A 26,589-nucleotide genomic window follows, 5' to 3' on the forward strand; every position below is an offset into this window, starting at 1 on the left:
CTTCATTTATGGGTTGCAAAGTGACTTTTTCACAGTGAACCAGAACACACTTCCCCTGCCGATCGGATTATCATCGACACCGACCTCTCCGCCATGAAGTTCCACGATCCTCTTGACGATCGCAAGACCGAGACCGCTTCCTTTAACGCTTCCCTTGTCGGCCTGTCTGAAACGTTCGAATATCATGGTCTTATCATCATCAGTGATCCCAGGACCGATATCTGCTACATGGATCTTCCATTTATCTGCCATATCCGAGACATTGATGCTGATCTTTCCTCCCGGTGGGCTATATTTGACCGCATTTGAAAGCAGGTTCAGAACAACCTCTTCAATGAGCGGGTTTATGAGGGAAGGATATTCCAAAGCATGAACAAAGCTCAGTTCTATATCCTTTTTGTCAGCCTCAGGTTCGAAGTTCCTGATAACCTTCTTCATAAGAGGCAAAAGGTCCTGTTCTTCAAATCTGATATCGTCTATTGATTCCAGTTTGATGAACTTGGATGCCGATTCTATCATATAGATAAGCTTCTCATTGTTCTTATGGATCTTATCGAGCAGGTTCTTCTTACTACTTTCATCTTCGATTATGATCAGTTGCTCTGTGAATCCCCTGATGATGTTTGCAGGGTTGAGCAGGTCATGGGTCAGTATATCGGTGAACAGGACTTTGAGGTAGTTCGCATCCTCAAGTTCCCTAGTATACTTTTTGAGGTTCTCTTCAGTCTGTTTCCGGCTGAGTGCTTCTGCAAGGACGTTTGCCACTGATTGAACGAAGTTCATGTCATCCTTTGTGAACACTCTTTTCTGTGTGGTGTGCACGTTCATGGTCCCAAAGGGTTTTTCCTTGCTACCGATGAGCACATCCATTCCACTGAGGATCCCCTTGCCTTTGAGCATGGAGAGATTATCGAACCTTTCCTGCGAGTCATTATCCTGGATCATATCAGCTTCGCATGAATAGAGAGTATAGCAGACAATATCGTTCTTTTCGGCCTCAGTTTCTCTTTCGTATTTTTCTTCCCAGCCGACCCCTGCCACCATGGAGGGTTTACCATCCTCGTTCTTCATTATCCTGCAATATTCAATGTTGAGAGTGGCTGCAACGAGTTTAACGGATTCCTGCATCAGTTCATCAAGGTCTGCACCGGCAAGTCCTTCCTGTCCAAGTTTTGCGACAGCAGCCTGTTGTTTTTCTCTCATCTGGAGAATATTCTCGACAGACTTGCGTTCACTGATATCCTTTGCATGTCTTACCACAAAGATGACATTGTCATCATCATCAAAAACAGGTGATAGTTCGATAAGTTTTGTCCTGTTATCAAGAGGGTCCTCTATTTCGAATTTCCTGCATGCTCCTGTTGCGAAGACCTCAAGCAGTTTGCATGATCCGCATGGCTCGCTACGCTGCATCAGACAACTGTAGCATAAAGGATTGCTCTTCTTTTCATTCGCCGGTATCGAGTCACAGTTCTTCCAGTTGCTGGTGACGATCCTCATATCACGGTCGATGACAACTATAAGGTCCTGTATCGATGAAAAGGTCTTTTTTAGAAGGTTGAGCTGGTGGTTCATTTGCTCATCGTTTTTTTCTTCACACATCGAAACACGGTCCTTTTTTGCAGGTAGTATCACACTTTTTTTTTGAAGGCAATTATACTACCAGTATAATATTATACTAATTAATGATTGAAAGCACTCTTGGATTCTCGTATTTATATGTATCCTGAAAAAATCGATATGATGATGATGATGACGTTTACAGCAACCTGTTTTATCCAGGACTTATAGGATGGACAAGTGCAAAATCTGCATGAAGAGCTGTGCTAAAATTATAAAAGTTTAATATATCCAATATCAAATATTTAAAAAAAATGAAGATATGATATTACATCAATAATTTTGTGCCACAATGCTTGCAAAATATGGCGTCTGTATCGTTATCCTTACTGCCGCAATGCTCGCAGACGATCTTTGGTCTTGCTTTCTCCCTTGCGTCAATAGATGCAAGGCTCATCTCAGCCGTAACAATTCCTGTAGGAACGGCGATGATACTGTAACCAAGTATCATTACAACAGAAGCAAGTGTCCTTCCAAGTGTGGTCTGAGGTACCAGATCCCCAAAACCAACAGTTGTCAGGGTCACGATGGCCCAGTATATGCTTAGTGGTATGCTTGTGAATCCGTTCTTCTCTCCTTCTATCAGGTACATGAGCGACCCGAGGACCACCACAAGTGTAAGTACCGTGAAAAGGAAGACAGTTATCTTCCTGCTACTTGCTTTCAAAGCATCAATTAGCATTTCGGCTTCGTTCAGGTACTTGACCAATTTGAGGATACGGAATATCCTCAGTACCCTGAGTATCCTGATAACAAGCAGGAACTGGCTTCCCGGAAGGAACAGACTAAGATATGTAGGGATTATAGCAACAGATCCACGATCCCAAAAAGACTTGTAGCATACCTGATCTTGCTTTTGACACAGATCAGACGGAGTGCATATTCGATCGTAAAGATTATCGTAAAGAACCATTCGATATTATAGAGCAGGACTCCATGTGCGGTTCTGAATGAACTGACACTGTCAAGCATGACAGCCAGCACGCTTGCCAATATGCTGATTATAAGAATAATATCGAAATTCTTTCCGGCGGGAGTATCCGCCTCAAATATAACATCGTAGAGACGTCCTCTCCAGTTCTTTACTTCAGGTCTGTTGTCAGAATATTTGTCCTCATATACAGCCATGTGTTTCCCTCAAAAATCAAAAAGGCTCTTTTGACCTGTATTTTCATGCAGGTTATCTACTCTGACACCGATACGTCTGAAGTTGATCTCGCTTTCCTCAAGGAACTGGCTCATCATCTCTCTTGCATTCTGGCTCAGGATATCCCTGTCATTGACAGCGTGGTTCAATGTACGACTCTTTGTTGAAGTTTTGAAGTTAGAGAATATAACAGTTACTGTTACTGAGCGGAAAGATACTTTTCTAGTTCTCACTTTTTCCATGACATCATCCATGAGCTCTTCAAGAAGCGAGAATATCATATTCTCATTCCTGCTGTCATGTTTCAGAGATGCCATCCTGCCTATCTGGTCAGTTGCAGTTCTCTCTTTCACCGGGCTGTCATCAATACCCGAAGCAGCCTGTTTGAGCCACATACCCTTGTTCTTTCCAAAAGTGGATATAAGTTCCATAACATCGAATGCAGCAAGTTCTTCAACGGTGCTGATCCCCATTTCAGATAATTTATCTTCAGTGACCTTGCCGATACCCCATAATTTCTTCACGGGCATTGGTTTCAGGAATCCTTCCGCATCCTCCGGTCCGATCACAGTGATACCATCAGGTTTGCGGAAAGAGGATGCCATCTTGGCTATCAGCTTGTTGGGACCGATACCTACAGAGCAGGTGATCCTTTCCTTTTCCTTTACCTCTTCTTTAATTCTCAGACCTATTTCCTTCGCGGTCTCATAGTCACCTTTACAGGACTCAGTTATATCCAGGAAAGCCTCATCGATGCTTATCTTTTCGAAGGCTTCCTCACTATCGGCATTTGATCTGAGGATCTCCATTACATTTGCCGAGACATCTTCATAGAACGGCTTACGTACAGGAAGAAACACAGCATCAGGATCTTTTGATCTTGCAAGCTTGCAGGGCATTGCAGAACGTATTCCAGCTTCCCTTGCGATATAGTTGGATGTACTTACAGCTCCACCCGATTCCCCTCTGTTGGAATACATGCAGACAACAACAGCTTTTCCTTTAAGCGAGGGGTCTTCCCTCTCTTCTATTGCAGCATAGAAATAGTCCATGTCCACATGAATGATCACACGTTCCATTATCAAGTAACAAGGTTCAGTTACCTTTTATGATTAACTGATACCTACGTTTCTCATCTATCTCAAGGCATCCTTCTTATGAAGTTCAGGACCTGTGATGCGATACCGAAAACAGGTATGCTCTGTGAGAGCAGGAATCTTGTGATGATACTGATGTTGAACGGCCACACAGGTATTGTTCTGTGCTGCCTGTATACTTTTTCCATCAGTTCACGTTCCCTGAAGACAGATCCATACTCCTTCTCATCCATACTGTCAGCTTCCTCCAGTATCCTGCATTCCAGTTTGTTAATGCATTGTTCCAGATGGTCCATCTGGGAACGTTTCTTTTCTCTCCACTTCAGCATGAGCTGATGTGTGCTCCACAGAGGAAGAAAGAACGCTATCAGTGCAAAGAACACAGGCACGAACAACAGTTCAGAGAAAAGGCTGGCATATTCGGCAGACTTGAGGAAATATGAGCTTTGAGGCTCTGTTATCATACCGATGATGATCCAAGAACCAAGATATACCGCAGGTATTGTGACTATAATTGCATTCCAGAGGCAGAGATCTCCAAGTGGTGACAATCCTCCACATCTGTCAGCATGCCCGAGCTGAGGTTCAAAACAGAAGTCCTTTCCCATCTTCCACACATAAACAGCAGTGACTGTCATTTTCCATGCCATTATACCGATAACAAAAGCAATAAAGAACTCAGCCACTGAACTGTAATTCCATGCGAGGACAAAAAGTGAGAAGACTATCCCTGATAAGATCTGGAATGGGCTGTTGATCCTTCCTTCAAGTCTTTGGATGAAACCAAGGTATTCCCGTTCAAGTTCTTCCTGTTCATCAACAGAGCTTGCATCATGTTCATCAGGAACACTTCCGAGTCTCCCTTCTGGACCTGAATTTCTCCTGCAGTCGATGATCACCTTGCGGTCCCATATTATTGCAAAGGTCTCCGGGATCTTTCTCATGAGTATCCGGAAAGCGATAAGGCTCATTGCTGCAGTGAACAGACCGGTGGTATACATGACCCTGCCGGCATGCATATCGTAGTATGATATTATGAATAATATCGTTATGAAGATACCTGGAGGTAAAAGATAGAGCGTCCACCTCATAACAGGAGATCTTATACTTTTGAAGTTCTCCAGTTCCTGCTCTCTCTTATCCGGACATGTGCTGTCTGCAGAAGAACAGGGTTGCTGTTCTGACACTCTCTCCCTCCTTTCAGGGATACTATCAGCCCATTTTCAGAGGATGGTATCCCTGCAATCCACGTAGATATTGCCAAGGCCGGGAACCTTTCCTGCAATTGGTTTGGCATACAGGTACATGTTCTCTTTAAGTGGTTTGAACTTCCTGACCACTTTTATCACCGGGTCGTCAGGGTCTGTATACATTCCAAAGAAATCACATTTCGTATCGAACATGAGATTGTTGCAGTAGTTCAGTATCTCTTCCATTGCAAGTTCATGTTCGGGTTCGAATGCATGGTCCACAACCGAATGGAACTTGAAGAACTCATTCTCTGTAGGGACCTTTGGCATGCTGGTGAAGTGCCTGAGTATTCCGTAGGCATTTGCCATGATCTTCCACATCATTGGTTCCTTTGTGTATGTCATTTCCATCAGGACAGAGGAGTCCCAGAAACCACCACATGCGACTATTTTATCTCTCCATTTAGCTACAAGGAAGTTCTCAAGACCGTATCCGAGCACACGATTCACATATGTTTTGAAACTGCTTGTGGTGAACGGGACGAAATGAGTTCTTCCTTCGTAATAACTATTGATCAGCTTTACAGCTTCAGGAAGGTCTTTGGGATCGATCCTCTCAAGGTCATACTCCCTCTCAGAGTGCTCTTTCTTGTATGCGGACATTGCAAGGATCTGTATCTCTTTCTCCCGGATACATCCAAGTTTCTCACAAAGTTTCAGGAATGCTTCATTGGGTCCGTATGCATAGCAGTAAATATGTGAGGCCTTAGCTTCATGTGCAGCTTTTTCGGCTTCTCTTATGAGCTCTACGGCAATTCCTTTTCTCCGGTGCTCAGGATGCACCATAACTTCTGCTATGTACATGTATCTCTGCTCTGGCTCTCCTTTCAGGGTCCACCCTATCCAGCCCACAGCTTCATCATCTACCTCTGCAACACGTATCTCCCAGTTATCGTAAAGATCATACCTTGCTGTGATATCCGGTCCTTTGTCTATCACCATTGCACATTCTTCATTTCCCTGAGGGCACATTCTTTCGATATTCAACAGGGTCTCGTTGTCTTGTTCTTTAAAAGGTCTGATGTTAACCATTCCATCACCCCAAAGTCTCCTTCATTGGTTCCATGTTACCGGAAAGAAAAAAATCCCGGAAAAGCAGGGTTGTTACTCTGCGCCAAATATCTCTATTTTATATACTCCCAAATAGATCTTGAAGTTGATCGGATATATAATTTTTGGATATAGTATCTGTGAAAAAGAAAAAAAGCTATTCAGCTAAGTAAAAACAAAGGATGTGGCAGTTATCCCCACGATAACCACATCTGAAAATGATCTCTCACATATCAGTCATCGAAGTCTGCAAGCGCTGTGCTGAGATACCTCTCACCAGTATCAGGGAGTATCACAACTATCATCTTTCCGGCATTTTCCTCTCTTTTTGCTACCTCAAGGGCTGCATGGACGGCTGCACCACATGAAATACCAACCAGTATACCTTCTTTCTTTGCCATCTGTCTTGCAGTCTCGAATGCATCATCGTTGCTGACCTTTACCACTTCATCTATCACATCGGTGTTCAGGACATCAGGAACAAAACCCGCACCAATACCCTGTATCTTATGAGGTCCGGGGTTACCTCCTGAAAGTACAGGTGAATCTTCAGGCTCAACGGCTATTGCTTTGAAAGATGGTTTTCTGGACTTGATAACCTCTGCAACTCCGGTAATGGTACCTCCGGTCCCAACACCTGCAACAAGGATATCCACTTCACCATCCGTATCATTCCATATCTCCTCGGCTGTTGTACGACGGTGGATATCAGGATTTGCAGGGTTCATGAACTGGTGAGGAACAAATGAGTTCTCAGTTCTTTTTGCCATTTCCTCAGCTTCAACTATCGCGCCGTTCATTCCTTTACTGCCAGGAGTTAATACTATCTCGGCACCAAGTAATCTGAGTATCTTCCTTCTTTCGATGCTCATTGTATCAGGCATCGTCAGGATCAGTCGATATCCTTTTGCTGCACAGACAAAGGCTAAGCCGATACCGGTGTTTCCTGAAGTTGGCTCTATGATGACCGCATCCTTATTCAGGCATCCATCCTTTTCAGCCGATTCTATCATATTAAGAGCAATACGGTCCTTCACCGAGCTCAGGGGATTGAAGGATTCGACCTTTCCAACAACTGTTGCATGGCATCCTTCAGTTATCCTGTTCAGGCGTACAAGTGGTGTGTTACCGACTGTCTTTGTTATGTCTTCATAGATATTGATCTTCCCAACTCCTGTATATTGTTCTGTTTGCGGTATTTGTCGTTATTTGATGAAAATAAAGAACATCAATGCTTCTTTTCTTTGAAAATGAGCCTTGGTTCCTCGATGATGACCTTTGTGTCTGCTGGCACGGACTCGGTTATCCACACATTACCACCGATAACCGACCTTGCTCCTATGACCGTATCTCCTCCGAGGATGGTTGCGTTAGAGTATATTATAACATCATCTTCGATGGTCGGATGTCTTTTCTGGTCCCTTATGATCCTTCCTGACTCATCTTTTGGGAAGCTCAGGGAACCAAGGGTAACACCCTGATAGATACGGACATTGTTCCCGATCTCGCATGTTTCTCCTATAACCACACCTGTCCCGTGGTCGATGAAGAATCCTTTGCCGATCTTCGCACCTGGGTGGATATCTATTCCCACTGCGCTGTGTGCATATTCTGTCATTATTCTCGGGATGATGGAGATTCCCTGTCTGTGCAGCTCATGAGCTGCCCTGTAGACGGTCATTGCGAATATCCCCGGATAGCTGAAGATTATCTCATCATAGTTCTTGGCTGCCGGGTCTCCCTCGTATGTGGCAATGATATCCGATGCCAGCATGGATCTGATCTCAGGTATCTTTTTCAGGAACATCAGTGTCTCTTCCTGTCCACGGTCCACACACTCGGTGCACTCCTCTTCATAGCGTTTACACTCGTGTATGATGCTGTTGGTTATCTGTTCTGAGAGCTTGTTGAAGAGTTCTGTTATCTCATTTCCGACATGATACGAGAGAGTGTTCCTGTCAACGGTCTGATCCCCGAAGTAGCCGGGGAAGAGGATATCCCTTATCAGGTCGATGATCTCTGTCAGGGCTTCCTTTGATGGTATCACGGCAGAATCCAGATGGTCAAAACAGCCTTTATCAGAACAACTGTTGACCACAAGGTCCACTATATCAGGTATCTCTTCCCGGTATCTGTTGTCGATCATGGAATCCAGTATCGTACATCTTTTTTGTTCTGGTGCTAATGTTTTGTCCATGTTTATCCCATCTTTACTGTGAATTTCTATGTATCTTTATGGTGTTAACACCGTTAACACAATTGACCTCTCAAAGCTCTCTTTTTCTGCATTCTATATATCATTCCAAAAAGCCTGGAACTTTCTTCAATTACCCACTTTCAATGATCCCACATAATGATCGATTATAATCACATTTAAAAGCTTTGGAGCTCCTGCGGAAGCATTGTCCCTATTTCTTCTATGAGCTTCTCTGCTTCTTTTTTAGAATCAGAGGGAGCCAGTTCTGTAAATACTGGTCCGAACACCGATAGCATGGAGTCCAGGTTCGGATATGTATTGACACCTGTACTCAATCCTATATCGAACAATTCTTTATTGGTTCGGTCCGTGTTGTTCTCGTCAGAATGATAGACATCTTTCAGTATGGACAATATCTTTCTGAATTTGAGTTCCATCTGATAGAATATCTTCTCTCTTTCAAGAAGGGAATCTATCTTTATGTCCTGGTTCCATCCCGGCGAATAGGGGAAAGTGAGTTCAAAGGGTTTTTCTCCTGAAGCAGGGTGTTCTAATACCCCCTTATTTCCAGTGGAGAGATCCTGCCAGGGTATTTTCAATCTAAAATTATATCCTGCATTATTGAGGGATGAGAGCTGTATAACGATCATCTCGGTACCATCTCCCCTTTCTCCGAATATACGTGGCTGGGCGGAGTTCAGGCTGAAAAGCGGATACTCACTTTTTTCCACTGTAAGTTCTGCCTTCAGGAATAAGATCTGCATCGGAGCTGCAGGCATACTGAAGTCTATATTGGTGTCAGGTGACCAGTCCTCTATCTCAAGGAATATCTCGTCCACCATGACAGAGCTGCCTCCTGTGTTAGAGAGAATGATGCGAAGTTCATTGTCATTCATAGGATACTTCAGGTCCAGAGTCGAATTGAGCACCTGAAGGTCAGGTGTATCCCTATCCTGGATCCTCTGCCCCTGTGCAGCTATGGCTTCCATGATCTCAGGCAGGAAGATATTGATTTTCTCAAGCTCTCTCTGGAGATCATCATCTGAGTCTTTCATGCTCTGGAGCATTTCCCCAAGTTCATAAAGAGCGTTATCGTTGGCTTTCTCTCCCCCATATCTTTTCTCAACAGCCTTTGCAAGTATAGAACCCAGCAATGGGACCGGTATCTTCCGTAATTCATCGCATACGAATTCTACTAATACCTCGCTACTGGCATCTTTCAGGGAATCAGGTATGCTATCAAGAACGGAGCCAATGTACTCGCGTGAACGTGAAATGATGTCTGCGCTTTCATCAGGCCGTTTCTCAGGGGACATACATAGAATTCTGTCACGGTAATTATATACCCTTTTTGATACCTGCAATTCTTTCCTCTAAACTGCTATTGAAGATTCCTGCTTTCACATCGAAGCTCTGTCATTTAAATAAATTTAAATAGAAACCGATATTAGACATTTTATGCAAATGCCCGAGGATATGGAACGGATAATAAGTGAAGAACTGCTGCCTGTTACTGATATCAATATCAGGGCACTGGCTGAGATCTATGATGAGAAGGACGTTTATCTTTCTGTCTACCTGCCTGTGTCCGGAAGGGAGAATGAACACCTGAACAGGATCTTCACAGATTCAAGGGTAAGTGCGATCAGGAAGTCCCTTTCCCCGGAATTGAGGTCTGAGTTCGAAAGTACTTTTGAAATGGCAGGATCCTATATTTCTGAGCCTCCCATCTCAGGTGAGAAGGGAAGGATAATATTTGCATGTTCATCAAACTCATTTTTGAACGTATATCGACTGGCTGTGGAACCGGAGCGATCACTGGTTATCGATACCTCACCATACCTGCTTCCACTGGCAAAATTGAGGGCAGATTATGAGGACTACGGTGTATTGCTTGTTGACTCACAGGAAGCTAAGTTCACGTGCATACGTTCAGACCTTGCAGAGGAGAAGAAACGCCTTTCTACTGACCTTATGAACAAGCATAAAAAGGGAGGCTGGAGCCAGATGCGCTTCAACCACCTGAGAAAAGGTGCCATAAAGTCCTTCCTTTCCGAGGTTGCTGAAAATGTTCAGGGCACATGTGACCAGTTACAGACAAGAGGTCTGGTACTTGCAGGACCAGGGGAGGCAAAACAACAGCTTATGGAAATGCTGCCACAGGATGTGCAGCAGAAGGTATTGGGTGTTATCGACGTTCCGATCGATATTCCAAGGGATGAACTTGTGGAAGCCGGGGATGCTGTGCTTCACGAAAGTGAGCATTCAGGGTCCAGACATGCTGCTGAAGAACTGAAAAGTGCTATCTTAAAAGGTGGACTGGCTGTGAATGGAGTTGAAGATGTCCGGGATGCACTGGAACAGGCAAGGGCGAATACTCTTCTGATACTGGAAGATTCATCTGTTCCCGGCTGGCTGTGCGAGAGGTGTCAGAACCTTCAGGCCAATGCAAAACCACCAAAAGAATGTGACAGGTGTGGCGGACCGACATCTGCTGTGGATGTGGTCGAAGAACTCTATGAGCTTGCCCAGCGCAGTGGTGCAAAGGTCGTGTTCGTGGAAAAAGAGGACTTCCTGGACTCTGATGATGTTGTGGGTGCGCTGCTGAGATACTGAATATGAACTATTATGTATGCAGTATCATTCAGATGATCATACATGGTAGAAAAGAAATACATGATATACATATAGTGAATTAGTGAACTAGTTCACTTACAGCATGGGTTATGGGGTTGTTATGGTATTTGATATGTCGACACACGAGAAGATATTCAGGAAAGTTATCAATTTAGTGACAGTTATCGTCCTGTACATACTTCTGCTGGCCATAATAATAGGTGTGTTCAATGTTTTCCAGAATATCGGTCTTGTATGGCTGAAAAAAGGTGGCTTCAGTCAGGTAGTGTATAGTGTCCTGACGATCTTTGTGCTTATCGATTTTTTCAAGGCTTTTGCAGATTACCAGGTCCATGAAAGGATCCGGCTCACATATGTGACCGACGCAACCATTTTGATAGTCATGCGTGAGATCACCGTTCTTATATATGGTCACGAATTCGAAAATGATACCCTGCTTGTGTTTGCAGCATTGATCCTGGTACTGGGTATCGTGCGTGCGATCGCTGTAAAGTTCCCTCCATTCGAATGTCCGGGTTCCATATCAGTATCATGTGAAGATGAACAGGTTAAGTGATCTGCTGATCTTTCAGGTCATTTTATACAATAGAAACCAGCCTGCATGTAGGAATACCAGAACAGTTCAACGGTCCTGAATCCTGTTTCCCTCAGCAGTTCGAGATGCTCTTCAACTGTGATCGGGAAATATTCAGTTCCAAAACGTTCAAGATGGATCTCTATCTCTTCTTCGGTCCTGCCGTGTCTGGACTGGAAATCTCCCCAGTATCTTTTTCCAACATCGATGCCTTCTTCAGTAAGAGGGCTGATGTTCTCGAAAGTTATGAAAATACCACCTTCTTTAAGCAGTTCATAACATTTTCCAACCGCTCTTTTCCTGTTCTCCATGTCAAGGTAATGGTGACACTGGATAGCAGTGATAACATCCGGCTGTTCGCTGAGTTCCTTGGTGATATCCTGAGTTGCAGAAGCTTCGAGTATCTCTATTTTGTTACAGGGATATGTTGAGAGTTTTTCCATTGCCTGTTCTAGCATTCCTTCTGACGGGTCGACCATGAGGAACCTTGTATCAGGAAAGTGCTCAATGGCCTTTGAAACGAATGTTCCTGTTCCGCATCCGGTATCCATCCAGATATTTGGGGCTTCAGGTAGGGATCTGACAAGATAGATCGTTTCATCGTGGAATGATCTATAATAAGGAAGGACAGCAGATATTTTGGAATCGTAATCCTCTGGAAGATGAGGGGTTTTGTTTTCAGGAACTTCGTCAGAAGGCATATAGGAAACTGGACCATTTTATTCTTTATATTTTCTTTGCAGAGCCTTTAAGTAGTCTTAGTGTCAAATGACTGATTAGTCATTTTTAGAAATGGATATGGAGTATAAGAGGATGTTATACAGGAACAATCCAAAGAATGGAGATGAGCTCTCAATACTCGGCTTTGGTGCCATGCGCCTGCCGATGAAAGAGGATATGAGCATAGATGAAGCAAAGGCCACAGAACAGCTTCGTTATGCAATAGACAATGGTGTCAATTATGTTGATACTGCCTGGCCGTATCATATGGGAGCTAGTGAGCCTTTCCTTGCCAGTGCGCTTGCGGACGGATACAGGGAAAAGGTCAGGTTAGCCACCAAATTACCTACATGGCTTGTCAACAGTCGTGAGGATATGGACAGATTTCTCAATGCCCAGCTTGAGAGACTGAACACTGACCATATAGATTACTATCTTATACACGGTCTGAACGGGGGAAGCTGGGAGAAGATGAAGGAACTTGGCGTTACAGTTTTTCTTGACAGTGCAAAGGCTGATGGCAGGATCATAAATGCTGGTTTTTCTTTTCATGGGAATGGTAAGGATTTCCCGGTAATAGTCGATGACTATGACTGGGACTTCTGCCAGATCCAGTACAACTATATGGACGAGCGGAACCAGGCAGGTACCGAAGGACTCGAATATGCTGCATCAAAAGGTCTTGGTGTGGTTATAATGGAGCCTTTGCGTGGTGGAAATCTTGCAAGTCCAGTTCCTCCTGAGGTTGAATGTATATGGAATGAGGCCCAGACAGAACGAAGTGCGGCTGAATGGGGTTTGCGCTGGGTATGGGACCATCCTGAGGTTACGGTTGTCCTCTCAGGAATGAATGAGCTGTCACAGATCAAAGAGAACCTCAGGATAGCAGATGAAGCAGAGCCGAATATGCTTACAGAGAGTGAGCTGCAGCTTGTTGGAAATGTCGAAAGCAAATATCGCGAGATGATGAAAGCAGGATGTACGGGTTGCAGATATTGTATGCCATGTCCTGCATCAGTGGATATTCCGACATGTCTTGAGACATATAACAACCTGCATATGTTCAAAGATGAAATGTCGTCAAAGATGATGTATGCCATGAGGCTGGCAGGTGTAGTGAGTTTGGATGAACCCCATTTCGCTTCCCAGTGTGTAAAATGTGGGGAATGTCTTGAAAGGTGTCCTCAGGATCTGCCTATACCCGATCTTCTGGAAGAGGTGGTCAGGGACCTTGAGGGGGATGACCTTGATGAAAGGGTGAAGATGGTAAAAATGATGTTTTTCAGAGAATGATATTTAATTGGTGTTCTCACTTATTCAGAGAAAGGAGATCCATAGATGCTATACAGAAAAATGCCAAAAAATGCAGATGAGCTTTCGATACTCGGTTTTGGTGCAATGCGCCTGCCGGTGAAAGAAGATGGAAGCATCGATGAGGAAAAGGCAACGCAGATGGTCCGCCACTCGATAGACAGTGGTGTTAACTATGTGGATACTGCCTGGCCATATCATATGGGAGAAAGTGAGCCTTTCCTTGCCCGTGCACTTGCTGACGGTTACAGGGAGAAGGTGAAACTTGCAACAAAACTACCTCAGTGGATGGTGAAAACACCCGAGGATATGGACAGGTTCCTCAATGCCCAGCTTGAGAAGCTGAACACCGACCATATCGATTACTATCTGATACACAGTCTCGTGAAAAGTAGCTGGGAGACCAGCAGTGACCTCGGGATCCTTGATTTCCTTGACAGGGCAAAGGCCGATGGTCGCATCATCAATGCAGGTTTTTCCTATCATGGTGCTCCTGAGGACTTTGCACCGATCGTTGATGCTTATGACTGGGATTTCTGCCAGATCCAGTATAATTTCCTGGATACCAATGTTCAGGCAGGAACAGCAGGACTTGAGTACGCTGCATCAAAAGGACTTGGTGTTGTGATTATGGAGCCTCTGCGTGGTGGAAGTCTTGCAGACCCTGTTCCAGAGGAAGTACTTGATATCTGGAACGAGGCTGATGTGAAACGCAGTCCTGTGGCATGGGCCCTGAGATGGGTATGGAACCATCCAGAGGTCACTGTAGTACTTTCAGGTATGAGCGAACCTGCACATGTGGAGGAGAATCTGAGGATAGCAGACGAAGGTCATGCAAATTCACTTACAGAGAAGGAACTGGGACTTGTGAGCAGGGTAGCGGAGAAGTACGGTGAGTTGATGAAGATCAACTGTACCGGATGCAGATACTGTATGCCATGTCCAGCAGGTGTGGATATCCCTGCATGTTTCGATGTCTACAATAACCTGCATATGTTCGGTGGCGGAGACAGGCTGAAGATGATGTACGCTGCGAAGATGGGTGGAATTCTCAGAGGTGCTGAGACAAACTTTGCTTCACAGTGTATCCAATGTGGCAAATGTCTGGATGAATGCCCACAGCACATCCTGATACAGGATATGCTTGAAAAGGTTGCAGAGGAATTCGAGGGTCCAGATCTTGAAGAGAGGATCGCCTTTGCGAAGAAGTTGTTCGCTGATGACAGCTGTTAATTGAGTGACGATGTCAAAAATTAATTAGGGAAGTGCTTTGTTTCCCTCAATTTCATATTTAATTGTAACAACTTGCCTCTGTAAATTCCTCATTGAATGTATCATAAGATCGTACATTCATGTTGTTATTGCAGAATATCGATTTTATGGTAAACAGCGCGGTTTAATTGCGGTATTCAGAAAAAGAGTTAAAGACAACAGTTTTTCTTTTCGGATTGTGCCGGCTTCGACGGACCCTCCGGGATGGTTTTAGTTATTCACGCCTTCTTATCAGCAAAACTTATTGTTACCTTGCTTTGTGTTTCTGATAGTTCTGCAAAGATCATTGGGGAAAAATATCAGTACAACCACCCGCCGCAGGCGGCACGTTCCATTGCCACTAATTGAAAAAGTGATTTTATTCGGTATTGGAAAGTTGTTGACTCCAAAGCTAAAATTTACAGGATCTCTACAGAAAACCTGTATCTCTGTATTGATGAGTATTAAAGAGCAGAATCCATTGCAAAAACCTGTCTTAACCTTTTTTCTTCCCATGAGGACACACATAAACACACAATCCACACACAGGTATCTGTCCGCTGTTCTCCATCTCCTTGAAATGTTCCTCACATTTCTTTGCATCATATCTCATTTCCCGGCTCTCACTTTCTACAAAGTTCCTTCCGGTAAAGGCATTGACCGGACATATATTTACACATTTATTGCAGGTTCCACATCTGTTTTCCATACTGCTTCCAGTAGGCTGGAGGGGTGCATCTGTCAGTATCGTGGCCCACCTGACCCTTGGTCCGTTGTCGGGGGTTATCAGCAGGCAGCTCTTTCCTATCCAGCCAAGTCCTGACATGTGAGCGGCCAGTTTGTGGGAGAACTGGGCGCATATCCTCTCATCATCGATCCTTTTCGATGCAGGGATCGGAAGTGCTGAATAGCTATTATCCTGAATATGGCTGCTGAGGATCGAAGTTGTCATGTCGAGCCTTGAGTTGATAACGTCGTATGCATGATGTTTATAATTCAACAATGCAGACCTCTCATTTCTGTGTGTTATTTTGTCAACGATGGGGTCCATCAGTCTTATCCCAATTGAGATGGCGTATGGATATGCAGACAGTTCCTCACCACCCTGATCAACGATAAACTCCCTGGGACCTGAGAGGTCAGCTACTCCGAAATACTGTACTCCGTTTTCCAGTGCAATTCTGTTCAATTCATCCTGAAGACCCATAACTACACCTCTAACTCAGATAATATTACTCTATACGTTTTTGTATTTTGTTATTTTCATATTCATTTCTCACAAAAGCCAGAGCTTCCTGTGTGCTGTCAAATACATGCACATGCTGCTTTTCCATAAGCCCTGTAAGCTCAACATCGTTCTCAATTATTCTCATGACATTGGGTTGTACGGATGTAAGATATATCTTCTGATCCAGTTTTCTGCTGGACCTGATGAAGCTTTTAAGGCGTTCTACACCTGTTGTGTCAATGAATGGAACATAACGCATTCGCAGGATTATATGAGGTTCACTGATGCTCATGTGCTCGTTTATCTTGCTTTCGAATACGCTCATTGCCCCGAAGAAGAAGGGTCCGTTTATGGTGTATACCTGGACATTATCTTTGAGATAGGGGTCGGCGAAGATGGTTGCATTGATCCCGCTGGCCTTGTCGTAGTTCTCTATTGTCTGTATATCGATCACATTCGTGAGCCTTACGAAGAGAAGCACTATCGAGAGGAACATTCCCATCTGGACGGCAAATACAAGGTTAGTGAGCACTGTCAGCAGAAAGGTGACAAGGAGGACCGCGGTATCCATCTTACTTATGTTCATGGTGGTTTTGAACTCAGTGATGTTTATCATTCTCAGGGAGACCACGATGAGAACACCTGCAAGGTATGCCTTTGGGATAAAGGCTGCAACAGGTCCGAGGTAGAGCAGGATCGTAAGAAGTATTAGGGACTGGAAGATACCTGACATCTGTGTCCTTGCCCCTTCCCGTATATTGATAGCGCTTCTTGCAATGGCTGCTGTACTGGGTATTCCTGAAAAGAAAGGCAATGTGATATTGGCTATTCCCTGGCCTATCAGTTCTTTGTTGCTGTCATGCTTGTTGTTGGTCATTCCGTCACAGACAACAGCACAGAGCAGTGACTGGATCGTTCCGAGCAGTGCGATAGTGAAAGCTGCCGGGAGGATATCGATGAGCAGCTCTGTATCGAAATTCAGCATCTGAACCGTTGGAAGTCCTGAAGGGATGCTTCCTACAAGTGGTATATCGATCTGTAAATAAAGGACCGTAAGGATCGAAAGTACAAGTGCGAGGATGGATGGAGGAAAATTCCTGATGATCCTGATCTCTGAAATAAGGCCGGGAAGATAAAAGAGAAGCAGTACCGTGCTGATACAGATCATTATTGCTGTGTTGCTTATGTGGTCGATATTGGTCATGACAGCATAGATCGTTTCCCATGCTTGCTCCTTTGAAGGTATGACAAGTCCGAGGGCATTTGGTATCTGTCCTATGAGCAGCATTGCACCGATACCGCTTGTGAACCCTGTAATTACGGGCAGAGGGATGTACTTGACGAACTTGCCAAGTCTCAGTATTCCGAACGATACCTGAAATATGCCTGCAATGAAGCCTGCGAGGAGAATTCCTTCGAGGCCGAAGCTGTGAAGGGTTGAAAGTGTGATGACGGTCATGGCTCCACTTGGCCCGCTTATGGAGTACTTCGATCCACCGGTGGCGGATACCAGCATACCCGCAATGATGGCCGTGTATAAGCCCATCTGGGGTTCCACGCCTGAAGCAATGGCAAAAGCAATGGCCAGTGGCAATCCCACAATTGCTGTTATCGATCCGGCCTTAAGATCACTTGCGAATGAACCTTTAAGATATTTTGAGACCCTGTTCTGTATTTCCATATGAAAGCCAGCTGCTCTGTATCAGAGATATCTGATAGAGTAATGGGGAACGATCACATATATATTCTCAACATGGATGATCAAGGCTCACTTTTTTTCGTATTTCTTTTTGAGAAATACCAGTGCATCCTGAGTGCTCTCACAAATATGCACATGCTGTTTTTCCATGAGCTCGGTGAGTTCCAGGTCGCTTTCTATTCTTTTCATGACCTCGGGCTGGATGGAGGTGAGATAGATCTTCTGGTGTAATTTACGGCTGGACTTAATGAAGCTCTTAAGGCGCTCGATACCGGTGGTGTCGATGAACGGAACGTATCTCATGCGCATGATTATGTGAGGCTTACTGATTGTCATGTGCTCGTTTATCTTGCTTTCGAAAACGTTCATGGCTCCGAAGAAGAAAGGACCGTTTATCGTGTAGACCGAGACGTTCTTTTCAAGGTAAGGGTCAGCAAAGATGGTAGCGTTGATACCTTTTGTCCTGTCGTAGTTCTCCATTGTCTGGACGTCGATGACATTTGTCAGTCTGATGAAGAGCAGGATGATGGACAGGAACATACCCATCTGGACAGCGAACACGAGGTCGGTGAGTACGGTTAGCAGGAAGGTGGCAAGCAGGACCATTGTGTCCATTTTGCTGATGTTCATGGTGGTCCTGAACTCAGTTATGTTGATCATCCTCAGGGAAACGAGGATAAGTACACCGGCGAGGTATGCCTTGGGAATGAAAGCAGCGACCGGACCCAGGAAAAGTAATATGATGAGTAGTATCAGGGCGTGGATGATACCTGAGACACGGGTCTTTGCGCCTTCCCTGATGTTGACGGCACTTCTTGCAATGGCTGCTGTACAGGGTATTCCTGAGAAGAAAGGTAGTGCCATGTTAGCGATTCCCTGACCTACGAGTTCTCTGTTGCTGTCGTGCTTGCTGTTGGTCATTCCGTCACAGACAACTGCACAGAGCAGTGCTTCGATGGCTCCGAGAAGTGCTATTGTGAGAGCTGCCGGGAGGACGTTCATGAGAAGGTCCAGGTTGAAATTGAGCATCTGTATCTGCGGGAGTCCGGCAGGTATGCTTCCTACAAGTGGTATGTCGATCTTGAGGTAAAAGACCATGAGGACCGATAGTGCAAGAGCTATTATGGAAGAGGGAAGACTGTTGATGTATCTTATTCTTGCCATTAGTCCGGGGAGATATAAGAGAAGCAGGATAGTGGCAAAACATATCGTTATTGCTGTGGTACTGACATGATCAAGGTTGGAGATGATGGCGTATAGTGTATCCCATACGTGTTCTTTTGAGGGTATTGTAATTCCCAGTGCGTTTGGTATCTGACCTATGAGAATAATAGCACCGATACCGCTCGTGAATCCTGATATGACGGGTAGAGGGATGTATTTGACAACTTTCCCAAGTTTCAGGATCCCGAACAGTATCTGAAATGCACCAGCCAGGAAGCCTGCAAGGAGTAGTCCTTCCAGCCCGAAGCTGTGCAGTGTTGAAAGTATGATAACGGTCATCGCACCGGTGGGTCCGGTGATGGAATACCGTGAGCCTCCGGTTGCCGATACCATCATTCCCGCAATGATGGCCGTGTATAACCCCATCTGAGGTTCCACACCCGATGCAATGGCAAAAGCAATAGCAAGTGGCAACGCCACAACAGCCGTGATGAATCCGGCCTTTAGATCACTCGTAAACGATTCTTTGAGATATTGTAAGACTTTATTTTCATTTTCCATAGAAAAGCCAGCTGACCCGCGTCAAAGATGTTTTGATGGTGGGTAGAAGTGAGAGTAAATATATAAAATCGATCGATAATGAAAATAAGTTACAAATGTTATTGGAAATTATGAAAAATGGTATTTTCTATATTTTTGAACGTAAAAATTAAAAAATAATTAACAATATCAATACATAAAATTTAAATGAAACTCAGTTAATAGTCTTGCAATGAACAAATCACATGAAACTAAAAAAAGGTTTGAAGAAAAAAAGTTTTATGAGAGACTTATTATTTTGCTTGAAGATCAGTCTTTGAATCAAGATAAAAACAATAAGTGGATTTTTAGATTAACACTTTGTTCAGTGGTCATAGCTTTTTTATTGTTCTGGGTAGCGTTTCAGCAAATGAATCTTGAAAATGAGATTTCAGATTCAAACAAGATTCTAGCAAATGTTACCGCACAAGAATATGGTTATCATCAACCAGATGTCAGTTTAGTTGATTCTTATTATGTAAAGCTGTATATTTATCAAATAAATGAAACAGCTACAAAGTTTTCATTTTTAAATTTAGCAAGAGTTTATAATTCTGCTCAATCTGATGATATTGCTTTAGTTAAACCCAAAAACATAATGAAAACAGCTCGAATACCTGATTTAGGTGTGGGTGTCATCTATATTGTAGATAACAGTAGTGGTGAAGTCCTCATACAGCAGAATTTTTCTTTCCCACCTGGTTATACCTATTCTATAGAAGGCCTACCATTTCCTGTACCAGTAATTCCAGGTGATAGCCCTCAGGAAATTCCTTTTTTCCTCACGATAGATTCGACACATGAAAAGGACCATGAAAGTTTTGGTTTTAATATAAATGATAGTTTGGAAGTTTATCATCCCAATGGATTATTGATGAATGAAATTAATATTCCTACTACTAGTAGCATTATGTATAGCAGGGGAGATGAAACAGTTGTTGTAAAAGTGGACAATGGAATAGCCTACACAATAGATGTTCGGTCAACTGATAATGAAACAACGTATCATAATTGGAAAAACCAATTTCTTTTGAAATACAGCAGCAGTGCAGTAACATTATAATGCCTTTATTGAATCTATTTATTCAATAGACAAAATAACCATAGTTTTTAAAATAATTCATAACATCCCTCTAAATTATCTCCCCATCCCCCCAATAAACTCCCATGAACCCCATGATCACTCAACTCCGAGCCGAGCTTGAACAAAACTCTGACGAAGAAGCCAAAGCCAGCTCGAACCGCTTCTTCAAAGAACCAATAAAATGCTATGGCATGAAGACACCAGTTGCCAGAAAAATAGCAAAAGCCTATTACAAGCAAGTATCCAACCAGAGCAAGCAGGAGATATTTGCGCTTTGTGAGGAACTCCTGAGTTCTGATTACATGGAGGAAGCGTTCATTGCATTCGAATGGTCGTACAACCTGAGAAAGCAGTATGAACCTGAGGATTTTGTCATGTTCGAGAGGTGGGTAGGGGAATATGTCAACAACTGGGCAAAATGCGATACTCTCTGCAATCACAGCATAGGTACGTTCATCGACATGTATCCTCAGTTCATTGATCCGCTCAAAAAGTGGACGGCTTCTGAGAATCGCTGGTACAGGCGTGCTGCTGCAGTAACTCTCATTTTAGCGGCTCGCAGGGGAGAATTCCTTGATGATATCTTTGAGATCGCTGACATGTTGCTTATCGATGAGGATGACCTTGTGCAGAAAGGATATGGGTGGGTGCTCAAGGAAGCAAGCAAGCAGCATCAACAGGAAGTATTTGATTACGTGGTGGCGAAAAAGGATGTAATGCCACGGACTGCTCTCAGGTATGCTATTGAGAAGATGCCGAAGGAACTGAGAGCTAAGGCTATGGAAAAATAATGGATCGTTTTTAGCTCAGTTCTTATTACTTCACATGACAAAATCCCTGATATCCAGATACAATGGTTCAAGATCGACAGTTCCATCATCCAATGACTTTGCATATATGTTCCAGTTCTCCACAAGAGGTTTACACTTCTTGAACACCGGAACAAGAGGGTCATCAGGTGTTATAAGCGATGTAAGATAGTATCTGTTCTCTTCCAGCACAAAATTGTTCAGACGTTTCAGCAGGTTTAACATTGCTTCATCTTCATTTGGAGTGAATGCATAGTCTGTCAGGTAATATATCTCAAAAAGTTCATTTTCTGCAGGGATTTTTGGCATCCTTGTGAAGTGATCAATGAAATTCATTACACTACCAAGTATTCTCATGGAAGCAGGTTCTCTTGCATAGTATACTTTTGCGATCACAGACAGGTCCCAGAGTCCGGTACATGCAACGATCTTGCCATCTGATAAGGCCACCCAGAGATTATCCTGATCATAATCCGGGATCTTTTCAAGATGATACATAAAGCTCTCTAAAGTAAATGGAACAAAATGGGCTCTATCTTTATTGTAGCTATTAATGAGTTCAACTATTTGAGGTATCTCACTTTTCTCAGCGGTGCGAACTTGAAATTCAGGAGCAATGTCTGCTTTTTTGTAAACAGAGCTTGCCTGAAGCTGCGTAATACCCATTTTCTGATATCCCGCTTCAGAAAAAACAGCATTTGAAGCCGTATTTTCTTCAAAGATATAGCAGTATACGTAAGAAGCACCATTCTCACGCAGATCACTTTCTACTTTCTTCACAAGTTCTGTTGCAATTCCATGTCTTTGAAAACGAGGATGAACTATCACTTCTGTGAGATATCCATACTTTTTTCCAGCCGGATCCTCTTTCAGTGTCCATCCTACCCATCCGGCCGTTTGATTATCTTCCACAGCGACAAAGACTTTCCAGTTGTCATACATGTCGTATCTTGCCACTGCATTAGGACTTTTGTCCATTGCTTCAGCTATTTTCTCATTTCCCTGAGGACATGATCTCTCAATTTCCAGCAGATCGCTGTTATCCTCTTCAACGAAAGGTCTCAGTAGTGTCATAAGTAACCCCCATTACTTTCTTGTGAGACCCGGATGTGCTTTTTGAGGTCTCACATTCTTTCAAATTTAAAAATTCATGATGTAAGACCCAGAATTTTCAATATATAGTATAGTCTTTTATTTATCTATTAATAAGTTTCGCAATGTACTATGCTATGGATAACGCCGTTACATACTGAAAATCTCGATAGACTAAGGGATAGTAATAATATTTCACAGAGAAAATAATATATCTTCTAAGGTCGATCTGTTATATGGGATAATTAAGAGTGGGAGTTCTGGCAAACTAACTGATTTCTGTATTTTTTGAGGTATAACGACTTTTCCATTTTGCCATTTATCGTACTTTCCATGTTTCCATTGAAATTCATAACATTAACAGGTGATGAAGGAAATGAAAGTCTTAGCTATCAATTCAAGTCCAAGTATGGAAAAGGGCAATACTGCAATGATATTGGATCCATTCATCGAAGGAATGGAAGAGGCAGGGGCAGATGTCGATCTGTTCTATACCAGGGAAATGGATATCAATCCATGTATGGGTGAGTTCAATTGCTGGTACAGGACACCCGGAAAGTGTCTTCAGAAAGATGATATGCAACTGCTTTACCCGGTAATAAACGAAGCTGATGTGTTCGTGTTCGCATCCCCGCTCTATGTGGATGGGGTCAACGGTCCAATGAAGAATGTGATAGATCGCATGCTCCCAAGGGTGGAACCTCACATCGAATTACGTGATGGCCGTTGCCGTCATCCGGTACGGGGAACACAAAAAGAGCGTAAGATGGTTCTGGTCTCAAATTGTGGTTTCTGGGAAAAGGAGAACTTCGACCCGCTGGTCACTCACATGCAGGCGGTCTGTGAGAACGCATCGCTGCAGTATTCAGGAGCTCTACTACGTCCTCATGGTGTGATGATGGCAGAAATGCTCAAGATGGGTGCACCACTGGGTGACATATTCGAGGCTGCAAAGGAAGCAGGCAGTCAATTGGTAAATGAAGGCCGTATGTCACAGGGAACACTGGACACTGTCAGTCGTGAACTGATGACACGGGACGTGTATCTTGAAGCAGTGAAGCAGTATACTCAGAATATTCTGGATGAACTGGAAAAATGATAAGGATGCAGATCATCCTTCCATTTATTCTTCTTCATCTTTCCGATGCTTTGCCAGCAGGAACAATGCTCCTGCCAGTAGCGCCACGATCAGGATAGTTACAGCCACCGGGAGAACATTACTATCATATTGTTCCTCAGGTGAGGGTATATCGTTATCTTCCCCGATGATCTCTTTTTCTTCATAAGCAGGTGCTTCTGATACTTCATCTCCAACTATACGGAAAGTTCCAAGCATGTCTGCCTTAGTACTGAAATATACGAACCCGGCACTCTCCCAACTCTGTTCTGTGGAGAGGTCTGTCCACTCTTCATCACGGTATGTTGCCAGACGTATTGTAGATGGGTCAACATTGTTATCGTCTATCCATTCCTGGCTAACTCTCAGATCGATGTCGATCTCATCAACATTGGCATTGCTTAGTGTTTCCTCTGTTCCGATGGTAATGCTGATAGCAGGTCCCTGAGGTCTGTCAGGATACTCAGATATTTTACCTGTATCATTCTTCAGTATCTGGACCCTTGCAGCTACAAAACCTATGTTCCGGTCAGCTGTGAACTCCATACTTACTACAGGACCCTGTGGATCATCGAATACGATCCTATTGGATCCGTTCTGTACGTATGTTACTGAAGTGTCGGTTGCAGTGGTATTCTCGGACCGGAAGCTTCCTCCCATGTACGTGGTTCTTCCTGTATCCTCGCTACTGCCCGATGTTGTACCAGGTATTGTAATAACGGAACTGGAAGAGGTAGTGTTGTAATAATGTGATGTGTTGTAGAATCTGACCGCAAATGTATAGGTACCAGTTGCTGATCTGTTGTGCTGGAAGCTTGCATTCCCATCGGTAACAGCGATGGTGTCTGTTACTATCCCGTCACTTATAAGGTCTGCATTTCCGATGAATGTCTCACTATATTCTCCAGTGACACTGGCATTGATCCAGAAATCCTCTCCCTTGCCCATAGTTCCTGAAGAGGGGCTGGAGACCATAACAATATCCCTTGGTGTGATATCTATTGTAAAGACAGCCGAATCATTTTCAGCAGGGTTTGTATTATTAGCGTGAACAAGGACACTGATGGTCTGTATCGTGTCATTTGTTACTGTCTGGTTCAGCCATTTTGTCTCACCATCTGTTATAGTACCAGGATTACCGTCACTTATCCATGAAACATTATAGGAAATGGTCACATTGTCAGCAGTTTGATTTGTTACAGTGACAGAGTGGTTAAGATCGAAAGTTCCCCAGTCATAACTGAGGTTTGCAATATTTCCGAGACTGAGTATCGGACTTGGCACGGCCAATGGGAGCTGGTCCACATTGCTTGTCATAAGTGTATAGCTTTCATCGGCTATTCCGTCACCATTGATATCAGGGTTTACCTCACTGAACCCTGTTCCTGTTGGTGTGGCCCAGTAATTCCCTCCCAGATAGGTTCCACCAATGATATTAGTGCCTACTTGCAGCGTGGTATTCCATGTATTGCCGGAGTTCCCTCCTCCATCAACGAAATTGATCGAATTGTTGAAGAGATTATTGTAGATCAGATTGCTGGCTGCACTTATCAGACGGATACCGTTGGCGTTCAGATGAGCTGTGTTGCCTGTAAGTGTATTGCTGCCGGATGAAAGTATAAGGAACCCTGCAACGGCACTGCTATTTGCAGCGTTCTCTGTCAGCACGTTCCCGTTACTGGCGTATGCCAGTGTGAAACCGTATCCATTGCTCTCTGCGGTATTATTTGTCACAGTGTTGGTATTTGAGACACCAAGGGCAAATCCCACACCATTGGAAGCGGCACTATTGTTCGCCAGTGTATTATCATCTGCATACTCCAGTGCTATACCATAATCAGGATTGAGGTTGGCCGTGTTCCCTGTGACCGTACAATTGTGCGAAGCATCCAGCCAGATACCTATTTCCACATTGGAATTGACCGTGTTCCCAGTGACGGTATTATTGCTCGAAGCATCAAGATAGATACCATAGTGAGCATTAGAACCGGCTTCATTGTCCATTATTATGCTGTTGGTTGAAGTGTTCAGGGTGATACCATCAAAACCATTTGAGTAGGCCTTGTTATCTGTGATCGTATTGCTGCTGGTGTTCTTCAGATGGAAACCGAACTGGGTGCTCAGATTAGCTATGTTCCCTGAAAGTGTGTTGCTAACTGAATCTGATATATAGAAACCTCTGATGTTCGAGATCGCAGTGTTGTCTGTGATCGAGTTATTATCCGCACTATTCAGTCTGATTCCACTATCTGAATTATTTTGAAGATCATTGTCAGCCAGTGTATTGTTATCTGCTTCCTCAAGGTAGATACCGTAGGTGCCGGAGATGGCTGTTATATTGGATACAGTGGAACTGCTTGTATTGTACAGATAGATACTTTTCAAAGGAAGAGGTCCGCTCACGTTGAATCCGTCTATCAGTACATCGTAGGTGTCCGCTACATAGAATACGTTACCTGAAGCTGGTGCAACGATATTTGTTGCAGATGCTCCCTCTGTTGAGATGATGTTTATACCGGACTTATTTACAATGACATTCTCAGTGTATGTATCTGGATATACAAATATGGTATCTCCGGAGCTGGAATTATCTACTGCTGCCTGTATGGTAGTATAGTTCCCGGGTCCTGCAACAGTGGTCACATTGAGGGTTCCTGCCGAAGCAATGCTAATACTGAGGACTATCATAGACAGGACGAACAGGCAAGTATATACACTGTTCTTAAATCTGGAAGCCATGTTCCATGGAGCAAAGAACTTTTTCAGGATTGAGATAAACGGGAGAGTATGCTGGAATTTTGCTGTCATGGAACCTCAATGAAAAGTTAGAATAATTATTACGTTTTGTTTGTATATGCACGAATAATATATTTTATGCTATTTAAAATAGTACTTTTGTGATCAAATACAGTACACCATGTGAATATTTCCTATGTTATACTGTGAAAATGAAGGATATCATT

20 protein-coding genes and 1 pseudogene are annotated in these 26,589 nt (G+C 43.7%); 7 read left to right on the plus strand and 14 right to left on the minus strand.

All coding sequences use genetic code 11. The features are described 5' to 3' along the window. Positions 1-6: 6 nt before the first annotated feature. From BM008_RS10790 to BM008_RS10825, 8 genes and pseudogenes are all read right to left on the minus strand, one after another. Complete coding sequence (locus BM008_RS10790; protein WP_091936832.1) at positions 7-1,602, minus strand: sensor histidine kinase; 1,596 nt, start codon at positions 1,600-1,602, stop codon at positions 7-9. Between the two features lie 286 nt (positions 1,603-1,888). After that, positions 1,889-2,748 (minus strand): annotated as a pseudogene (locus tag BM008_RS10795) (ion transporter). A 9-nt stretch (positions 2,749-2,757) separates the two neighbouring features. Then, positions 2,758-3,846: a DNA polymerase IV gene (dinB, locus tag BM008_RS10800; protein ID WP_091936833.1), complete on the minus strand. Its 1,089-nt coding sequence runs from the start codon at positions 3,844-3,846 to the stop codon at positions 2,758-2,760. Positions 3,847-3,908: 62 nt separating this feature from the next. Then, complete coding sequence (locus BM008_RS10805) at positions 3,909-5,051, minus strand: hypothetical protein (protein ID WP_091936835.1); 1,143 nt, start codon at positions 5,049-5,051, stop codon at positions 3,909-3,911. 36 nt (positions 5,052-5,087) lie between these two features. Next, on the minus strand, positions 5,088-6,146 hold the full coding sequence (locus tag BM008_RS10810) for a GNAT family N-acetyltransferase (protein ID WP_091936837.1): 1,059 nt from the start codon (positions 6,144-6,146) through the stop codon (positions 5,088-5,090). Positions 6,147-6,397: 251 nt separating this feature from the next. Further along, positions 6,398-7,327, minus strand: a complete 930-nt coding sequence (gene cysK / locus BM008_RS10815) for a cysteine synthase A (RefSeq protein WP_091936839.1) — start codon at positions 7,325-7,327, stop codon at positions 6,398-6,400. Between the two features lie 65 nt (positions 7,328-7,392). After that, positions 7,393-8,361: a serine O-acetyltransferase EpsC gene (epsC, locus tag BM008_RS10820; protein WP_091936840.1), complete on the minus strand. Its 969-nt coding sequence runs from the start codon at positions 8,359-8,361 to the stop codon at positions 7,393-7,395. A 176-nt stretch (positions 8,362-8,537) separates the two neighbouring features. Then, entirely contained in the window at positions 8,538-9,677 is a 1,140-nt protein-coding gene (locus BM008_RS10825) for a hypothetical protein (protein ID WP_091936842.1), read from the minus strand. A gap of 142 nt (positions 9,678-9,819) precedes the next feature. On the opposite strand from BM008_RS10825, the gene BM008_RS10830 reads away from it, so the two are divergent. After that, positions 9,820-10,977, plus strand: coding sequence for a baeRF10 domain-containing protein (locus BM008_RS10830; protein WP_091936844.1), 1,158 nt, complete (start codon positions 9,820-9,822; stop codon positions 10,975-10,977). 121 nt (positions 10,978-11,098) lie between these two features. Next, positions 11,099-11,554 (plus strand): phosphate-starvation-inducible PsiE family protein, encoded by a 456-nt coding sequence (locus tag BM008_RS10835; RefSeq protein WP_245748013.1) that lies wholly within the window; start codon positions 11,099-11,101, stop codon positions 11,552-11,554. A 17-nt stretch (positions 11,555-11,571) separates the two neighbouring features. On the opposite strand, the gene BM008_RS10840 is transcribed toward BM008_RS10835, so the two are convergent. Continuing rightward, positions 11,572-12,273, minus strand: coding sequence for a class I SAM-dependent methyltransferase (locus BM008_RS10840; RefSeq protein ID WP_091936846.1), 702 nt, complete (start codon positions 12,271-12,273; stop codon positions 11,572-11,574). 112 nt (positions 12,274-12,385) lie between these two features. Here BM008_RS10840 and BM008_RS10845 point away from each other — a divergent pair, with 112 nt between their 5' ends. Then, complete coding sequence (locus tag BM008_RS10845) at positions 12,386-13,585, plus strand: aldo/keto reductase (protein ID WP_091937001.1); 1,200 nt, start codon at positions 12,386-12,388, stop codon at positions 13,583-13,585. A 45-nt stretch (positions 13,586-13,630) separates the two neighbouring features. Beyond that, complete coding sequence (locus BM008_RS10850; protein WP_091936848.1) at positions 13,631-14,836, plus strand: aldo/keto reductase; 1,206 nt, start codon at positions 13,631-13,633, stop codon at positions 14,834-14,836. Positions 14,837-15,350: 514 nt separating this feature from the next. On the opposite strand, the gene BM008_RS10855 is transcribed toward BM008_RS10850, so the two are convergent. The 3 genes from BM008_RS10855 to BM008_RS10865 all read right to left on the minus strand — a co-directional run bounded on the left by BM008_RS10855 (position 15,351) and on the right by BM008_RS10865 (position 19,506). After that, positions 15,351-16,061, minus strand: coding sequence for a 4Fe-4S double cluster binding domain-containing protein (locus BM008_RS10855; RefSeq protein ID WP_091936850.1), 711 nt, complete (start codon positions 16,059-16,061; stop codon positions 15,351-15,353). Positions 16,062-16,086: 25 nt separating this feature from the next. Then, on the minus strand, positions 16,087-17,763 hold the full coding sequence (locus tag BM008_RS10860; RefSeq protein ID WP_091936853.1) for a SulP family inorganic anion transporter: 1,677 nt from the start codon (positions 17,761-17,763) through the stop codon (positions 16,087-16,089). 87 nt (positions 17,764-17,850) lie between these two features. Next, complete coding sequence (locus BM008_RS10865) at positions 17,851-19,506, minus strand: SulP family inorganic anion transporter (protein ID WP_091936855.1); 1,656 nt, start codon at positions 19,504-19,506, stop codon at positions 17,851-17,853. A gap of 211 nt (positions 19,507-19,717) precedes the next feature. On the opposite strand from BM008_RS10865, the gene BM008_RS10870 reads away from it, so the two are divergent. Next, entirely contained in the window at positions 19,718-20,587 is an 870-nt protein-coding gene (locus tag BM008_RS10870; RefSeq protein ID WP_091936857.1) for a hypothetical protein, read from the plus strand. Positions 20,588-20,691: 104 nt separating this feature from the next. Next, positions 20,692-21,399 carry a DNA alkylation repair protein gene (locus BM008_RS10875; RefSeq protein WP_091936858.1) on the plus strand — a complete coding sequence of 236 codons (708 nt, stop codon included), beginning with the start codon at positions 20,692-20,694 and terminating at the stop codon, positions 21,397-21,399. A gap of 30 nt (positions 21,400-21,429) precedes the next feature. Here BM008_RS10875 and BM008_RS10880 read toward each other — a convergent pair whose 3' ends face one another. Continuing rightward, positions 21,430-22,491, minus strand: a complete 1,062-nt coding sequence (locus BM008_RS10880; RefSeq protein ID WP_091936860.1) for a GNAT family N-acetyltransferase — start codon at positions 22,489-22,491, stop codon at positions 21,430-21,432. Positions 22,492-22,885: 394 nt separating this feature from the next. Here BM008_RS10880 and BM008_RS10885 point away from each other — a divergent pair, with 394 nt between their 5' ends. Continuing rightward, positions 22,886-23,608 (plus strand): flavodoxin family protein, encoded by a 723-nt coding sequence (locus BM008_RS10885; protein ID WP_091937003.1) that lies wholly within the window; start codon positions 22,886-22,888, stop codon positions 23,606-23,608. 24 nt (positions 23,609-23,632) lie between these two features. On the opposite strand, the gene BM008_RS10890 is transcribed toward BM008_RS10885, so the two are convergent. Continuing rightward, positions 23,633-26,434, minus strand: coding sequence for a NosD domain-containing protein (locus BM008_RS10890; RefSeq protein WP_091936862.1), 2,802 nt, complete (start codon positions 26,432-26,434; stop codon positions 23,633-23,635). Between the last annotated feature and the right edge of the window lie 155 nt (positions 26,435-26,589).

The organism is Methanolobus profundi, from assembly GCF_900114835.1.
GTDB classification, from domain to species: domain Archaea; phylum Halobacteriota; class Methanosarcinia; order Methanosarcinales; family Methanosarcinaceae; genus Methanolobus; species Methanolobus profundi.

Coding starts and splice junctions, on each gene's coding strand:
- BM008_RS10830 (WP_091936844.1), top strand. CDS start 9,820: ATGCAAATGCCCGAGGATATGGAACGGATAATAAGTGAAGAACTGCTG.
- BM008_RS10825 (WP_091936842.1), bottom strand. CDS start 9,677: ATGTCCCCTGAGAAACGGCCTGATGAAAGCGCAGACATCATTTCACGT.
- BM008_RS10855 (WP_091936850.1), bottom strand. CDS start 16,061: ATGGGTCTTCAGGATGAATTGAACAGAATTGCACTGGAAAACGGAGTA.
- BM008_RS10840 (WP_091936846.1), bottom strand. CDS start 12,273: ATGCCTTCTGACGAAGTTCCTGAAAACAAAACCCCTCATCTTCCAGAG.
- BM008_RS10850 (WP_091936848.1), top strand. CDS start 13,631: ATGCTATACAGAAAAATGCCAAAAAATGCAGATGAGCTTTCGATACTC.
- BM008_RS10890 (WP_091936862.1), bottom strand. CDS start 26,434: ATGACAGCAAAATTCCAGCATACTCTCCCGTTTATCTCAATCCTGAAA.
- BM008_RS10790 (WP_091936832.1), bottom strand. CDS start 1,602: ATGTGTGAAGAAAAAAACGATGAGCAAATGAACCACCAGCTCAACCTT.
- BM008_RS10835 (WP_245748013.1), top strand. CDS start 11,099: ATGGTATTTGATATGTCGACACACGAGAAGATATTCAGGAAAGTTATC.
- BM008_RS10860 (WP_091936853.1), bottom strand. CDS start 17,763: ATGGAAATACAGAACAGGGTCTCAAAATATCTTAAAGGTTCATTCGCA.
- BM008_RS10885 (WP_091937003.1), top strand. CDS start 22,886: ATGAAAGTCTTAGCTATCAATTCAAGTCCAAGTATGGAAAAGGGCAAT.
- BM008_RS10810 (WP_091936837.1), bottom strand. CDS start 6,146: ATGGTTAACATCAGACCTTTTAAAGAACAAGACAACGAGACCCTGTTG.
- BM008_RS10870 (WP_091936857.1), top strand. CDS start 19,718: ATGAACAAATCACATGAAACTAAAAAAAGGTTTGAAGAAAAAAAGTTT.
- BM008_RS10875 (WP_091936858.1), top strand. CDS start 20,692: ATGAACCCCATGATCACTCAACTCCGAGCCGAGCTTGAACAAAACTCT.
- BM008_RS10880 (WP_091936860.1), bottom strand. CDS start 22,491: ATGACACTACTGAGACCTTTCGTTGAAGAGGATAACAGCGATCTGCTG.
- epsC (WP_091936840.1), bottom strand. CDS start 8,361: ATGGACAAAACATTAGCACCAGAACAAAAAAGATGTACGATACTGGAT.
- BM008_RS10865 (WP_091936855.1), bottom strand. CDS start 19,506: ATGGAAAATGAAAATAAAGTCTTACAATATCTCAAAGAATCGTTTACG.
- dinB (WP_091936833.1), bottom strand. CDS start 3,846: ATGGAACGTGTGATCATTCATGTGGACATGGACTATTTCTATGCTGCA.
- BM008_RS10845 (WP_091937001.1), top strand. CDS start 12,386: ATGTTATACAGGAACAATCCAAAGAATGGAGATGAGCTCTCAATACTC.